The sequence below is a fragment of the Amphritea sp. genome (genome assembly GCF_016744155.1).
Lineage (GTDB): Bacteria > Pseudomonadota > Gammaproteobacteria > Pseudomonadales > Balneatricaceae > Amphritea.
Genome location: NZ_JADGEW010000015.1, coordinates 62,703 through 77,745, shown reverse-complemented (window position 1 = coordinate 77,745; position 15,043 = coordinate 62,703). Strand labels below are relative to the sequence as shown.

Genomic DNA, 15,043 nt, shown 5'->3' with positions numbered 1-15,043 from the left:
GGCCAAACAGATGCAATATAACGCGAGACAAAATTGTCTCAATTCAATATGTTGCATTACGCCCTGGTATATAAGAGCTCACATGAGTAGGAATAGGTCAGAACAGTTTTCAATTAAACAACTAAAAACACCGGGCACATGGAGTCACCCCGTTGTGTTGCTCTCTTCTTTGGCCATTAACATCCTAGCCCTTGCCCTTCCCACAGTTATACTTCAAGTGTATGACCGTATCATTCCTAATCAAGCAACTGAGACCTTTATATTCCTCATATTGGGCATGCTGGGTGTAGTTGTACTGGATACAGCCCTGCGGATTTTTCGCTCCACTATACTCAGCTGGAGCGGCGCACAATTCGATCATCGCGAAAGCCTTAAAGCGATGAATCACATATTGAATACCGATAACTCAGCTTTTGAGAAAGAGCCAGCGGGCTATTATCTTGATAAGACCCAAGCTCTTGAGCAGATCCAGGAGTTCTATTCTGGCCAATCTATTTTGCTCGTCATGGATCTACCTTTTGTCCTGTTGTTCTTAGCACTCATCTGGGTCATCGCTGGCCCACTAATACTGATACCTTTAACGCTATTAATGATTTTCTTTATCGTTGCAATAATCACCGGCCGACAGTTACGCAGCGCACTTGAAACCCGCTCTACGATGGAAGACAGACGGCAAAACTTTATTATTGAAACCCTGAAAGGAATTCACACCATCAAGTCTATGGCGATGGAAGCACTGATGCTGCGACGCTATGAACGATTACAGCACCAATCAGCTGAAAGCATTTACGATCTAAGTCGGATAAACAGCATAGTTCAGGGTATAGGCGCCACTTTTTCGCAGCTGGCTGTAGTCGCATTTGTTGGCATCGGTAGCATCTCTGTTATCAGCGGAGACCTAACTGTCGGCGCGCTAGCTGCGGGAACAATGCTATCCAGCCGAGTCCTGCAACCGGGCTTAAAAGCCATGGGGTTCTGGTCTCAGTTCCAAACGCTGCGTATGGCGCTGAAAAAAATCGAAACCCTTTACCAACAACCGAGAGAAAGTGGTGGCGAGATTCGTAAAGAATCAGGCTTAAGCGGAAAAATAGAAATCCGTAACGTCAGCTTCAAACACCCAGGACAAGAGTTCGATCTTATTAAGGATCTCTCATTGGCGGCCTACCCCGGCGAAACCATTGGTATCACGGGCAATAACGGTAGTGGTAAAAGCACGCTAATCAGCCTTCTTTCTGGCTTCCTGAAACCCGAGCAGGGCGATATATACCTGGATGATCATGATATAAGAGAATATGACCTGGAATTTCTTCGCGCTCAAATCGGCATCATGCCTCAGCGAGGCATTCTATTCGAAGGCTCTATTCTAGAGAACATGACTCTGTATCGAGAAGGAGAAGCTCTGCAGGAAGCTCTCGAGCTATCAAAAACTTTAGGCTTAGAAGAGATTGTGGCTCGACTACCAGACGGATTAGATACACAGGTTGGCGGCGCTGCTGTAGACACACTTTCTGAAGGCGTGCGACAAAAGATAATTATGGTGCGATCATTGGTTGGACACCCAAAAATCATTCTGTTCGATGATGCCAATGCTAACTTCGACATCAAGAATGACGGGCGTTTACTCAATGTAATCAAAAAAATGCGCGGATCTCGCACAATGATTATTGTCACCCATCGCCCCTCATTTTTACGCATATGCGATCGCCAATATATTCTGAAAGAGGGACACCTTGAAGAGTATGTAGATCCCTATATTGCTTTCCAGGCTGCACAAGCCAATTCACAGGCAAAGGTATAATTGAATGAGCAGTAGCCCGCGTCCAATGATGGCCTCAGAGCAACTTGCCGATGACCTTCGAAACAATACCGAAACAGCATTTAAAGAGGTATCCCCTTTTTCTGCCTGCCTACTTCCTCTATTACGAGAGCTCGGCTGGAACAATTATGCGAAAGAGCTTGTCGAGGCACTACCGCACTTTTCTGCGCAGATAGACCTGATTGATCTGCGCAACATATTGGCCACATTAGGCTATGAAAGCACGCCAGTTAAAACCACAATTTCCGATCTTAAAAAAGAACTTTATCCAGCCCTGTTCATCTCTGATAATAACCAAGTACTACTACTTCAAGGCTTAGAAGAAGAGAAAATATTCTTCTATGACCCACAAAATGACAGCTACGAAACCACTGAAGAACTAAACCTGCAAGGCACCGTTTATCTATTTACAGATAACCACGCCCATCACGGTAGCAACGCCCCAGAACTCAGTAACGACTGGTTTGGCAATCTACTGCAACGCTTCAATAAGATGATCATTCATCTGCTTGGAATGACCTTCATTATCAATCTTGTAGCTCTTCTTGTGCCTCTGTTTATTATGGTGATTTATGACAAAGTCATCGGTGCAAAATCGGCAGAAACCCTGCCCTTTCTGATCACAGGAGCAGCCATTCTTTTAGCCGCTGATCTTGGCTTACGCTATCTACGCGCAAAACTACTCGGTGTAACTGCTGGACGACTTGATTACCTAATAGGCGTAGAAACCTTTAAACGCATGCTCTACCTGCCACCGCTCTACACTGAACGTTCAACTGTAGCAGCACAGCTGTCACGTCTAAAACAATTTGACTCTGTCAGAGACTTTTTCACAGGCCCCAGCGCAGCCATTGCCCTCGAGCTTCCATTTGTCATTCTATTTCTTACTGTCATCGGCATACTCGGCGGCGTGATAGCACTGATACCACTGGCAATGGTGATTGGTTTTATCATGCTAGGGCTGTTCTGGATGCCTATGCTCAACAGCAAAATAATGCGTGCAGGCAAAGCCAGAACTGAAAAACAACGAATTATTATGCAAACTGTCGCCGGACGTAAAGAGATCAAATCCATTGGTGGCGAAACAGTCTGGTGGGAACGTTTCAGAGAGAATTCAGGTGAATCAGTTCTGTCCAACTATCAAACATTCCTCTCTAACAACGTGATGAACAATATTGCCCAGGGCATGATGACTTTTACCGGCGTAGCCGTGCTTGGCGTAGGAACCATGCAAGTAATGGCAGGGGATATGACCATCGGCGCGTTGATAGCTATCATGGCCCTAGTGTGGAGAGTACTGTCCCCTCTGCAAAGCGCATTCCTCTCATTTTCTAAATTTCAACAAACCATCAAGGCGATCCGACAGATCAACCAACTGATGAAACTGAAAAACGAACGCTCAAGCGGTAAATCAGGACTCATTCTTGAAAAGCTCATCGGCGATATCCGCATAGAGCGGGTCAGCTTTCGCTACGGACCTGACAGAGACCCTGCGCTCCTAGGCGTATCATTCCAGATCAAACCTGGAGAAATGGTAGCAATAAGCGGCAATACAGGCTCCGGGAAGTCAACACTGATCAAAATGATTGCCGGCATGTATGCACCACAGGCCGGATCGCTTCAACTCGACGGAATGGATCTACGCCAGCTTAATGCGATGGATCTGAGACGAGCCATTGCTTACGTCCCGCAGCAGATACATATGTTCCACGGTACCATTGCCCAAAATATTCGCCTGAATAACAGCTTAGCCACCGATGAGCAGGTGCGTAGCGCTGCAGCAGAAGCCGGCGTACTGGAGGAAATTATGGCACTGCCAGAAGGCCTTAATACAAGAATTGGCGATACTACTATAGATAGGATGCCCCCGGGCTTTCTTCGCTCTCTATCAATGGCCAGAGCCTTTGTCAGCCCGGCAAAAATTCTCTTACTGGATGAACCCGGAGCCTCTTTGGATGACGAGTCTGATAAGCGTTTCGTTGAACAACTTAAGAAAATCAAAGGCAGTCGTTCAATCATTATGGTGAGCCACAGACCTAGTCATATTCGGCTCGCCGATAAAGCAATATTGATGGAACAGGGAGCCGTAATCCATGCAGGCTCTCCTGATGAAGTAGTCAGCCTATTGCTGGAGAACGCAGCATGAGTAGTAAAGAAAATAATGTTTTTTCCTCCCGGAGCGGAGCCAGTTTGCCACGAGCCAGGGCTCGATTTCTGGCTCAGGCAATTCAACTTGAAGAGCACCACCCTTCTGCCATCATTAATGCGGCTATCTATTTCACAGCCTTTATCCTGGTGGCAGCCATCACCTGGGCATTCTTTACTAAAGTTGACGAAGTCACTTCCGCCCGGGGCGAAGTAATTCCTGCAGGCCTTATCCATGACGTTCAACATCTTGAAGGAGGCATTGTCAGCGAAATCGTTGTTAGAAATGGCGACACTGTACGCGAAGGCGATCTTTTATTACGTTTTTCACCGCCCGCTAGCCAGTCAGAGCTCACACAAACAGAGATCCGCCGTGCCTCTATGATCCTCGAAGGAGAACGACTTCAGGCCATTATTGATAACCGTCCGCCTGATTTTGGTGAAATTGGTGAACAGTACCCCGAGCAAACCAAGAAACAACTCACCATTTACAGCGCAGAACTGGCAAGCCATGCCAGCGAGATAAGTGTTATCGATGCCCAGATACGCCAGCGAGAGCAAGAACTCCGACAACAGGAGAACAGAGTCACCTCCGTTAAGAAAAAAGTTAAGCTGCTCGCTCAACAAGTGCGTATGCGTAACGAGCTATTTGAAAGTAACATCGTTTCCGAATCCGACCTGATCTCCAGCCAGACAAACCTAGCTGATGCCCAGAGCGAAGAGCGAAATCTTACTGACGGAATCAGGGTTTCAAAATCAGCACTGGCTGAAGCAATAACCCGCAAAAACGAGCTAAAAACACGTTTCAATAAAGACACAGAGCTAAAAGCAGGTGAAGTCGGTGAGCAACTTGCAGAGGTTGAGCAAACGCTAATTCGAGCTAAAGACAGAGTTAGTCGCCTGGATGTCTACGCCCCCCTCAGCGGCATCGTTCAGGACCTGTCTATCACCCGGATTAATGCTGTTGTTGAACCAGGCCAGGTCATTATGCAACTGGTACCAACCGGTGATGACATGGTGGTGGAAGCACGTGTATCCCCTAGCGAAATTGGTCACATCCATCCAGGCCAGAAAACCGAGGTAAAGATAGACAGTTACGACTCAGCCCGTTTTGGTATTGTCACTGGAATAGTCGAGCGAATTTCCGCCTCAACGTATCTGGATGAAAAGAAAAACCCATACTTTAGAGCTGAGATCAGTCTGAATGATAGTGTCGTAGGAGGCAATCAAGCGATGCCTATATCCCCCGGCATGACCGTAACAGCTGATATTAAAACAGGGTCAAAATCCATTCTCGATTATCTGCTGAAGCCTATATCACGCGGCTTAAACACCGCCTTCAGAGAGCGTTAGCCGTAAATAGCCTAGCTATATAAAACCGCTATCAGGCGGTTTTTTTATGCACGTAGAATTCCCGAATGCATGAAAACTCAGCTCTGAAAGCATCACATAATTTTTAAGCAGAGAAAGGTAAACTGAAAGAGGAGATGTATGCGGAAGTAATTCTAAGAAATGGTGCGCCCGGCACGATTCGAACGTGCGACCCCCTAGTTCGTAGCCAGGTACTCTATCCAGCTGAGCTACGGGCGCTTAAGGTAGTAAATATTGAAGCAGCAAACATAAAATTACATTTGGGAAGGATTGGTGCGCCCGGCACGATTCGAACGTGCGACCCCCTAGTTCGTAGCCAGGTACTCTATCCAGCTGAGCTACGGGCGCTTATCAAACCCAAACTTGTTGTATCAACCATTTATAACCAACTTCTGAGATTAAAGATCAATCTTAGAAAATGGTGCGCCCGGCACGATTCGAACGTGCGACCCCCTAGTTCGTAGCCAGGTACTCTATCCAGCTGAGCTACGGGCGCTTAATGGCGGTGAGCGAGGGATTCGAACCCTCGATAGAGTTTCCCCTATACGCCCTTAGCAGGGGCGCGCCTTCAGCCACTCGGCCAGCTCACCTAAACAACGGCGCGTATAGTACAAGATTGATTTTAAAAAGAAAAGCGCTAATCCTAATAAATAAAAATTATTCGCTGTCTTGCTCTTTTTCTTTCTGAATCCGCTGATAAATCTCTTCGCGGTGAACAGAAACATCTTTAGGTGCGTTTACACCGATCCGAACCTGGTTGCCTTTAACACCCAGCACAGTAACCGTAACATCATCACCAACCATCAGTGTTTCACCAACTCGACGAGTAAGAATAAGCATAGAATAAATCTCCTTATTTAACAGACAAGTACTACTGACCTGACCGCTCCTGTTTGCTCTAAAGCGTAACAACGGGCTGCCGCAGGATAACCTTGCGTTAAACATTAATTGTTGTGCAACAGCAATCTAACTATAGACCACTGTTGATAATTTTATTCGCTAACAGTATCTGCTGCGTCAAGATCAAAAGCGGAGTGCAAACCACGCACAGCTAACTCCAGATACTTCTCTGCAATTACTACGGAAACTTTAATTTCAGACGTCGAGATCATCTGGATATTAATGTTATCTCCTGCCAATGTATCAAACATCTTAGTCGCAACGCCAGCATGGGAACGCATTCCAACACCAACAATTGAAACTTTGGCAATTTTATTGTTACCAATAACTTCACGCGCACCTAGCTCTTCTTTTACTTGCTGAAGAATCTCTTCTGCAACAGTAAAGTCGTTGCGGTGTACCGTAAATGTAAAGTCAGTAGAGTTATCAGCAGAAATATTCTGCAAAATCATATCTACTTCAATATTGGCACGACTTATAGGACCCAGAATACGTGAAGCGACACCTGGAATATCTGGCACACCCAAAACTGTCAGTTTCGCTTCATCGCGGTTAAATGCAATACCTGAAATGACCGGCTTTTCCACTGTATCATCTTCCTCTGTTGTTATAAGTGTCCCCGGACCTTCCTGAAAACTATGAAGAACCCGAAGCGGCACATTATATTTACCTGCAAATTCAACAGCGCGAATTTGCAATACCTTTGAACCGAGGCTAGCCATTTCCAGCATCTCTTCAAAGGTAATTTTATCCATACGCTGCGCACCTTCTACAACCCGAGGGTCCGTAGTGTACACACCATCAACGTCGGTGTAGATCTGGCACTCATCAGCTTTCAGAGCCGCAGCCAATGCCACACCCGTCGTATCAGAGCCACCTCGCCCAAGAGTCGTGATATTGCCATCAGGATCAACTCCCTGAAAGCCTGCAACCACAACCACACGTCCCTGATCGAGATCGGTACGCATGCTATCCACTTCAATATCCTGAATCCGTGCCTTCATGTGCACATCATCAGTCAAAATCTTTACCTGTCCGCCGGTATAAGAGCGAGCACTAACACCTCGAGCCTCAAGAGCCATACAGAGTAACGCTATTGTTACCTGCTCACCTGTTGAGACCAACACATCCATTTCACGAGGACTAGGCTGCGTCTGCATCTCCTTAGCCAATCCAATGAGACGATTTGTCTCTCCACTCATAGCAGAGACAACGACCACAACATCGTGACTAGCCTCACGGAAACCTTTGATCTTATCAGCTACTGCCTGAATACGATCAACGGTACCAATAGAGGTTCCACCATACTTCTGTACATATAGGGCCATATTTACCTGTTCCCTTCATCAGCCTCACGACTGCAATTATTACAAATTCTGTTCAATCAGTGTCTTCACACCAGCAAGCGCCGCAGGTAAAGCAGCAACATCTGTACCACCGCCCTGAGCAAAGTCAGGACGACCTCCACCCTTTCCACCAAGCTTTGCAGTCAACTCACGCACTAGATCACCCGCTTTAACCTGACCGGTAAGATCTTTAGTAACGCCCGCAGCCAGACTTACTTTACCTTCAGAAACCGTTGCCAAAACCACCACACCACTACCCAGCTTATTTTTCAGCTGATCAATTGTGTCACGCAGTGCTTTTGGATCAATACCCTCAAGCTGCTCAGCCAGTACTTTAACGCCTTTAACTTCTACAACATTACCAAGAAGGTCTGCACCTTTTGCCGCAGCCAGCTTTACTTTCATCTGCTCCAGCTCTTTTTCAAGCTGACGGCTTTTACCAATCTGTTCCTGCAATTTGGTTTCAAGTTGCGCGGCAGACTGATCAACATATTCTAACGCTTTAGCACCGGTAACCGCTTCAATACGACGAACACCTGCTGCAATACCGCCTTCTGATACCATTTTCAGCAATGCAATATCACCGGTACGTGTCGCATGAGTACCACCACAAAGCTCGACAGAAAAGCCATCACCCATAGTCAATACACGTACTGTCTCGTCATACTTCTCACCGAACAATGCTGCAGCACCTGTTGCTTTAGCAGACTCAATATCCATGATATCAGTACGAACGTCAGAGTTAAGACGAATCTGTTCATTACAGATCTGCTCAATCTTTTTCAATTCTTCTGGCTTTACGGCTTCAAAATGTGAGAAATCGAAACGTAAACGATCAGCATCACAAAGCGAGCCTTTCTGCTGAACATGCTCACCCAGAACCAGACGAAGTGCTTCATGAAGAATATGAGTCGCTGAGTGGTTCACTGCAGTTGCTTGACGCCTGGCCTGATCTACCTGTGGGGTCACTGTATCACCCACTTTCAACGCGCCACTATTCAGCACACCATGATGCAGATGATTCTTCGACTCTTTTGTACAATTCTGAACACTAAACTCGACATCAGATGCCAGCAGCAGACCGGTATCTCCAACCTGGCCACCGGACTCACCATAGAAAGGAGTCTGATCCAGCACGATCATACCTTTGTCACCCGCTTCAAGCTGCTCTACCGCTCCACTATCACGGAACAGAGCAACGACTTTCGCAGAGCCATTCAACTGGGTATAACCTGTGAACTCAGTCTGACCATCCAACTGGATCGCATCGTTATAATCAACATTGAACTTACCCGCCGCACGAGCCCTGCTTCGCTGATCTTCCATAGACGCGTCAAAGCCGTCCATATCAACAGTGAGTTGGTGCTCTCTTGCAACGTCAGCTGTCAGATCTACCGGGAAACCATAGGTGTCATATAACTTGAACAACGTCTCACCAGGAATCTCCGTACCAGGAAGGTTAGCAATAACATCTTCAAGCAAGCGCAAACCATGATCCAGAGTCTTGGCGAACTGCTCTTCTTCTTTCAATAGCACCCGCGCAACTTGCGCCTGCTTTTCAATTAGCTCTGGATAGGCTTCACCCATCTCAGTGACTAAAGCCCCAATCAGAGTATTGAAGAACGCACCTGAAGCACCGAGTTTATTACCATGACGAACAGCTCGACGTATGATTCGGCGAAGGACGTAACCCGCGCCTTCATTGGAGGGAATAACACCATCACAAATAAGAAAAGCGCAGGAACGAATATGATCTGCAATCACTCGCAAAGATTGAGTATCAGTTTCTTGACAACCTACAGCGGCTGAAGCAGCTTTCAGCAGATTCTGGAAGAGATCAATTTCATAGTTTGAATGTACGCCCTGTAGTACCGCAGCAATGCGCTCAAGACCCATTCCTGTATCAACAGAAGGCTTAGGCAGAGATTCCATTGCCCCATCTGCAGAACGATTGTACTGCATGAAAACTAGATTCCAGATTTCGATGTAACGATCACCATCTTCTTCAGGACTTCCCGGAGGGCCACCCCAGACATCCGCACCATGATCAAAGAAAATCTCACTAGACGGACCACAAGGACCGGTATCACCCATAGACCAGAAGTTATCTTCATCCAGTTTGGAGAAACGCTCTGGGTCGATGCCGATTTCATCTTTCCAGATTTTTTCGGCTTCATCGTCTGAGATATGAACAGTAACCCAAAGCTTTTCCTTTGGCAGCTCAAGCACCTCTGTCAGGAACACCCAAGCAAAGCGAATCGCATCACGCTTAAAGTAATCACCAAAGCTGAAATTACCCAGCATCTCAAAGAAAGTATGGTGACGGGCAGTGTAACCAACATTATCCAGATCATTATGCTTCCCACCGGCACGAACGCAGCGTTGACTGCTCGTAGCCCGGTTGTAAGAGCGCTTATCGCTACCCAGGAAAACATCTTTAAACTGAACCATTCCCGCGTTCGTAAACATCAGAGTTGGGTCATTTGCAGGAATCAGTGAACTACTTTCCACAATTGCATGCCCTTGATTCTGGAAATATTCCAAAAAGGCCTGACGCAGTTCAGCACTTGTCATATTTTTCATGGTTTTAATCGCTCGTAATACCTAACCGTCACCAACACCGTTTCCGATACAATACAAAAACTTAGAAACAGTCTGGAAATCATTATAAAAATGGCGAGGTAGTATATAACGAGACGGTAAAATCTACGAATTTTTTTGTTTTACCGCTATTTTTAAGGAAAAGATATGCGGATAAGTCTTATTTACAATCAGATACTCTCATTAGCCGCATCTATTGCGTAATTAATCTGATCAGAACTAAAGCCTCTTTGCGACATAAAACGCATCCGCTTCGCCCGCTCCTTATAGTCACACGCAACCAATGCAGCTTTGTATTTGCGACGATACTTATCTGCCGCTATCTCAAACCAGTCGATTTCAGCAGCTTCAAATGCTGCTGCAATCAATTCAGCATCAACGCCTTTACGCTGAAGCTCAAAACGAATTTTTATCACTCCCTGCCCTTGAGATCCGCGCATCCGTATAAAGCTTTCGGTAAAACGTTGATCCGACTGGTAGCCACGACTAATCAGTTCATCTAACACTAAATCCAGGTCTATCAATTCACTGCGGGCTGCCAGCTTAGTCTGCAGCTCTTTACGGGAATGCTCTCTTCTCGCTAAGAGGTAGATAGCTGCGTTTTTAGCTTCATTTATAGTTTTGAACATCTCTTATGCTCTCTTTACATCCCTTCTTAAAGCTTATCATCTATAAAAAAAGGAGCCATAGGCTCCTTTAAATTAACAATTTATCATTGATGATTCGCTTATTACAGATCTAACTGAGGCTCCGCTTCTTTGCCCTCTTTTTCCTCTTTTGTTTTCGGGGCTGCTAACAGTCTTTCTCTGATAGCCGTCTCAATCTCATTAGCGATCTCTGGTTTCTCTTCAAGATACTTAGCTGCATTAGCCTTACCCTGACCAATCTTATCGCCCTTATAGGCATACCAAGCACCGGATTTATCAACCAGACCTTCCTTAACACCCAGGTCTATCACCTCACCCATATGGTAGATACCCTTGCCATACAAAATCTGGAATTCAGCCTGACGGAACGGAGGAGCGACTTTATTCTTAACAACCTTAACTCGGGTCTCGTTACCAGTAATTTCATCGCCCTGCTTTACTGCGCCAATTCGACGAATATCCAATCTAACTGATGCATAGAACTTAAGCGCATTACCACCGGTTGTAGTTTCAGGGCTACCAAACATAACGCCAATTTTCATCCGGATCTGGTTAATAAAGATCACCAGAGTATTGGCATTTTTAACGTTGCCCGTCATTTTACGCAGCGCTTGTGACATCAAACGCGCCTGGAGGCCCATATGGGAGTCACCCATATCGCCTTCAATTTCTGCCTTAGGTGTTAGAGCAGCTACCGAGTCAATGACTACTACATCAACTGCGTTAGAACGTACCAGCATGTCGGTAATTTCCAAAGCTTGCTCACCCGTATCAGGCTGAGACACAAGCATCTCATCAACATTAACGCCTAATTTTTCAGCATAAGTAGGATCAAGTGCGTGCTCAGCATCAATAAAGGCACAGGACTTACCCATTTTCTGAGCTTCCGCAATAACCTGAAGTGTCAGCGTTGTTTTACCAGATGACTCAGGACCATAGATTTCAACAATACGACCAGTCGGCAGGCCACCTATACCCAGCGCAATATCCAGCCCTAAAGAACCGGTCGATATTGCAGGAATCGCTTCCCGGGGATGATCACCCATCTTCATTACAGCGCCTTTACCGAACTGGCGCTCAATCTGAGTCAGGGCAGCATCAAGTGCTTTCTGTCTGTTTGTATCCATTGTAATGACCTATCTCTGCTGGGCAGTTATAATACTGTACGTTTGGACAGTATTATTAACAGAGCTCGCCCGCTTTGCAAGTAAAAAATATGTTTTTTTATACAGTATTTTTATTCAGTTGTTTTATAAGCCCTTTTAGCGCTGCTGTTACCGCCTGTTGGCGAACACTCTGTCGATCACCTGCAAACTGAAAACAGAAAGCTTCCGCCTCATTCCCTTCGTAGTACCATGCTATCCATACTGTTCCAACGGGCTTTAACTCAGTTCCACCACCCGGGCCCGCAACCCCACTAATAGCAACACTTAGCTGCGCCCGGCTATTCTGGACAGCCCCCTCTGCCATAGCGACAACCACAGATTCACTAACAGCACCATCGCTGACAAAGAGAGATTCAGACACGCCTAACATTTGTTGCTTAGCTTCATTACTGTAAGTAACAAAACCGCACTCAAACCAATCCGAACTACCCGCCAAGGCAGTCATTTCCTGAGCAACCCATCCACCGGTACAGGACTCTGCTGTCGCTACCCGAGCTCCCTTGTCCTGCGCCAGCTGTGCTAATGTTTCCACCAGCAATTCTATTTTTTTCATGAATGCTCCGAGCCATCTGCATTAACCACATACCCGAACGACGTACGAAATTTTTATCTGATTCGGGTGTATTGGTATAAGTATTTTAATTCTTCACCTTAAAATACTTATCTGGAAACTCCCTTTCGAGATTAAGCCTAGCTAACCAGTACCAATCGGCATAATCCTCTTCTAACCATTTCCCCAAAATAGTATTCAAGCGTACTGCTAATTCAGTTGCGGATTCATATTCATCATTTCCTGGGCAAATAGGTTGTTCAACAACGGCTTCGAACTGTGCACCTCCCTTTCGCTTTAAGTGAATGGGAACAATAGGAACCTGAAACTTTACAGCGAGCCTTGCCGCCATCATCCGGTTTCCGGCGAAAGGTATCTTTCGACCCAAAGCAGGCGACCAAACTAATCCACCTTTATCTTCATCAATAAATATGACCAAGTTCTCGCCAGCTTTCAAACAGCCTACCAACTCTCTTGCTGCACTTGCCGACGCAGGAATAAACTTATTCCCTTTCGCCTCTGGACAAAGATGCTTACGCACCTCCATTGCCACCTTCAGAAAGACCTTGTTCGGGATAGGGTCATAAAGTAAAGCGGTAGAAACCTGAGATCGTCGCATAACCTCTAAAATCAATTCCCACTGCCCGGTATGCGCACTAACAAAAATAGCAGGCCCCGATAAACCCTGAAGATATTCTTCCCCCTTTACCGTTAACCTCTTGTTGGCGATTTTATGTAATACCGGATACTCAGCATAAAGCCGCCCTAAATGCTCTGCATGCTGAAGAATACGCTGCACTCTACTATTGGAGTCCTTTATACCTTCTAATTGCTCGAAATTATGGTGTAGACGCATCACCCATTTTCGCTGCAGCTTGAGCGCCCGAGTCACCTCATATCGTGCAATCGCAGCTCCTATTCCTGATGCGACATCAATTGGCAAAAGACTAAAAACTCTGGCTAAGAACAGCTCACTCCAGTAACGCAGAAAAAGAACAAATTTTGACATTTCAAACCCTTTTCTCAAGGATCATAGGCAGTCCATCTTTCGGTCTAAGCGTCAGGCGACACTCGATTTCGACATTGTGCTTTTCTGGCAACTTCAGCTTAAATCGCTGAGCTAACGTGGCCAGACATAAGATGCCTTCAGTTAGCCCAAAGCGCCCACCTAAACAAACGCGATGCCCCACACTAAAGGGAATATACAAGAATTTATCTGGCCGCGGCACTCCAGGCAAAAATCGCTCAGGATGAAATGCATCGGGGTTATCCCACTCTTTTTCATGACGATGTAGCAACCAGGGAAGCGCTAACATAATGGTACCGGGCTCAATCTTTGTTCCTCTAATCTCATCCTCTTCTCTGGCTTGCCTGCTGAGCAAAGGCACAGGAGGATATAAACGCAGTGTCTCTTCGAATACAGCCCGTGTAAACGGTAGATTAGCGACATCTTCAAGTGTCGGTGTTCGGCCTTGCAAAACCTCGTCGATTTCAGCATACATTTTATTTCTAGACCGCTCACACCCATCAATCAAATACCAAGCCCAGGCCAGCGCATTAGCCGTTGTCTCATGTCCCGCCATAAACATAACAATCGCTTCGTTTCGCGCTGCTTCAGCATTCAACGGGCAACCGCCACGTCCAGAAGATGAACTATCTCCATCCAACAGTACCGATAACAGCGTCAATCGGTCTGGTTTCTCTCCCTGCTTATAACGTTCGATTATCTGATCAATTACTTCATGAACTTCTGCAGTGGCCTTAGCCGCTTTCTTACGCCGCAAAGGATTGTACAAACCACGTAAAAAAGGCAAGCCAAAAGTATCCGCATAATCGAGCTGATTTATGGTCTTTTGATACACACTAAAACCATTAACGACTTTAGCGGCATCCGCATCGGAGACATCATCACCAAATACAGTCCGCCCAATTATTTGAGCCGTCAGCCGGGCCATCTCATTTAAAACATCGACTGAGCTACCATCCGGCAAGCTCATCCAATCATTTGCCATCGCCTCGGCAGATCCTGACATAATCGCCGAAAACCCCGGTAAAAAGGAACTTTCGAAGGGCGGAGAACAGGCTTTGCGCCGTTCTCGCCAAAGTTCACCATCACTTACGAACAAACCGTCACCTAACAATGGCTCCAGGGCATGTCGCATCTGCGGGCTTTTTTTATCGTAAATATCGTGACGATCCAGAAACACTCTTCGAACTGTATCGGGTGAATTACATAGAAAATACTTCTGATTTAGCAAACTAAAGGATAACGATCGGGCTTTATATGCCTTATCAGCCCACACGGACAACATATTCCGTCGAACACCTAGTATATTTATTGGCGAAAGCCCAAAATACTTAGGCCGAGGCGTCGCTACAGGGACAAACAGTGGTTTAATTATGTCCATTATTAATGATCTGACCTATCAATCAAAATTTTCACTTATCGTTTCAAAAATCACACTAACAGAATAATAACCATCTGCGTAAACCAATACGTA

The 15,043-nt window shown here is 46.0% G+C and carries 11 protein-coding genes and 4 tRNA genes; 3 read left to right on the top strand and 12 right to left on the bottom strand.

The window, feature by feature from the left end:
- The first annotated feature begins 82 nt into the window (after positions 1–82).
- Genes QZZ54_RS12440 through QZZ54_RS12430 form a run of 3 tightly spaced genes read left to right on the top strand, consistent with a single transcriptional unit; the run spans position 83 to position 5,314 of the window.
- Positions 83–1,798, top strand: coding sequence for an ABC transporter transmembrane domain-containing protein (locus QZZ54_RS12440; RefSeq protein ID WP_290703008.1), 1,716 nt, complete (start codon positions 83–85; stop codon positions 1,796–1,798).
- 4 nt (positions 1,799–1,802) lie between these two features.
- Positions 1,803–3,962, top strand: coding sequence for a peptidase domain-containing ABC transporter (locus QZZ54_RS12435; protein ID WP_290703007.1), 2,160 nt, complete (start codon positions 1,803–1,805; stop codon positions 3,960–3,962).
- Entirely contained in the window at positions 3,959–5,314 is a 1,356-nt protein-coding gene (locus QZZ54_RS12430) for an HlyD family type I secretion periplasmic adaptor subunit (protein WP_290703006.1), read from the top strand. The genes QZZ54_RS12435 and QZZ54_RS12430 overlap by 4 nt, the downstream gene beginning before the upstream one ends.
- Positions 5,315–5,474: 160 nt before the next feature.
- Here the strand turns inward: QZZ54_RS12430 and QZZ54_RS12425 are convergent.
- The 12 genes from QZZ54_RS12425 to QZZ54_RS12370 form a co-directional block, all read right to left on the bottom strand.
- Positions 5,475–5,551 (bottom strand) — tRNA-Arg (locus tag QZZ54_RS12425).
- A gap of 52 nt (positions 5,552–5,603) precedes the next feature.
- A tRNA-Arg gene (locus QZZ54_RS12420) sits at positions 5,604–5,680 on the bottom strand.
- A gap of 71 nt (positions 5,681–5,751) precedes the next feature.
- Positions 5,752–5,828, bottom strand: a tRNA-Arg gene (locus tag QZZ54_RS12415).
- 4 nt (positions 5,829–5,832) lie between these two features.
- Positions 5,833–5,922: transfer RNA gene (locus QZZ54_RS12410), tRNA-Ser, on the bottom strand.
- Positions 5,923–5,989: 67 nt separating this feature from the next.
- Complete coding sequence (csrA, locus tag QZZ54_RS12405) at positions 5,990–6,172, bottom strand: carbon storage regulator CsrA (RefSeq protein WP_019620695.1); 183 nt, start codon at positions 6,170–6,172, stop codon at positions 5,990–5,992.
- A 152-nt stretch (positions 6,173–6,324) separates the two neighbouring features.
- Entirely contained in the window at positions 6,325–7,560 is a 1,236-nt protein-coding gene (locus tag QZZ54_RS12400; RefSeq protein WP_290703005.1) for an aspartate kinase, read from the bottom strand.
- A gap of 39 nt (positions 7,561–7,599) precedes the next feature.
- Entirely contained in the window at positions 7,600–10,152 is a 2,553-nt protein-coding gene (gene alaS / locus QZZ54_RS12395) for an alanine--tRNA ligase (RefSeq protein ID WP_290703016.1), read from the bottom strand.
- Between the two features lie 197 nt (positions 10,153–10,349).
- Positions 10,350–10,808, bottom strand: a complete 459-nt coding sequence (locus QZZ54_RS12390) for a regulatory protein RecX (RefSeq protein ID WP_290703004.1) — start codon at positions 10,806–10,808, stop codon at positions 10,350–10,352.
- Between the two features lie 101 nt (positions 10,809–10,909).
- The gene (gene recA / locus QZZ54_RS12385) at positions 10,910–11,953 is read right to left on the bottom strand and encodes a recombinase RecA (RefSeq protein WP_290703003.1); all 1,044 of its coding nucleotides are present in this window, start codon (positions 11,951–11,953) and stop codon (positions 10,910–10,912) included.
- Between the two features lie 97 nt (positions 11,954–12,050).
- A complete protein-coding gene (locus tag QZZ54_RS12380) occupies positions 12,051–12,545 on the bottom strand; it encodes a CinA family protein (protein ID WP_290703002.1) in 495 nt (164 codons plus the stop codon).
- A gap of 85 nt (positions 12,546–12,630) precedes the next feature.
- On the bottom strand, positions 12,631–13,551 hold the full coding sequence (locus QZZ54_RS12375; protein WP_290703001.1) for a lysophospholipid acyltransferase family protein: 921 nt from the start codon (positions 13,549–13,551) through the stop codon (positions 12,631–12,633).
- A 1-nt stretch (position 13,552) separates the two neighbouring features.
- On the bottom strand, positions 13,553–14,950 hold the full coding sequence (locus tag QZZ54_RS12370) for a cytochrome P450 (RefSeq protein WP_290703000.1): 1,398 nt from the start codon (positions 14,948–14,950) through the stop codon (positions 13,553–13,555).
- Positions 14,951–15,043 lie beyond the last annotated feature (93 nt).

What these genes read in the sequence shown, in the direction of transcription:
- alaS (WP_290703016.1), bottom strand. Translation starts at nt 10,152, where the DNA reads ATGACAAGTGCTGAACTGCGTCAGGCCTTTTTGGAATATTTCCAGAAT.
- QZZ54_RS12380 (WP_290703002.1), bottom strand. Translation starts at nt 12,545, where the DNA reads ATGAAAAAAATAGAATTGCTGGTGGAAACATTAGCACAGCTGGCGCAG.
- QZZ54_RS12375 (WP_290703001.1), bottom strand. Translation starts at nt 13,551, where the DNA reads ATGTCAAAATTTGTTCTTTTTCTGCGTTACTGGAGTGAGCTGTTCTTA.
- csrA (WP_019620695.1), bottom strand. Translation starts at nt 6,172, where the DNA reads ATGCTTATTCTTACTCGTCGAGTTGGTGAAACACTGATGGTTGGTGAT.
- QZZ54_RS12400 (WP_290703005.1), bottom strand. Translation starts at nt 7,560, where the DNA reads ATGGCCCTATATGTACAGAAGTATGGTGGAACCTCTATTGGTACCGTT.
- QZZ54_RS12390 (WP_290703004.1), bottom strand. Translation starts at nt 10,808, where the DNA reads ATGTTCAAAACTATAAATGAAGCTAAAAACGCAGCTATCTACCTCTTA.
- QZZ54_RS12430 (WP_290703006.1), top strand. Translation starts at nt 3,959, where the DNA reads ATGAGTAGTAAAGAAAATAATGTTTTTTCCTCCCGGAGCGGAGCCAGT.
- recA (WP_290703003.1), bottom strand. Translation starts at nt 11,953, where the DNA reads ATGGATACAAACAGACAGAAAGCACTTGATGCTGCCCTGACTCAGATT.
- QZZ54_RS12370 (WP_290703000.1), bottom strand. Translation starts at nt 14,950, where the DNA reads ATGGACATAATTAAACCACTGTTTGTCCCTGTAGCGACGCCTCGGCCT.
- QZZ54_RS12435 (WP_290703007.1), top strand. Translation starts at nt 1,803, where the DNA reads ATGAGCAGTAGCCCGCGTCCAATGATGGCCTCAGAGCAACTTGCCGAT.
- QZZ54_RS12440 (WP_290703008.1), top strand. Translation starts at nt 83, where the DNA reads ATGAGTAGGAATAGGTCAGAACAGTTTTCAATTAAACAACTAAAAACA.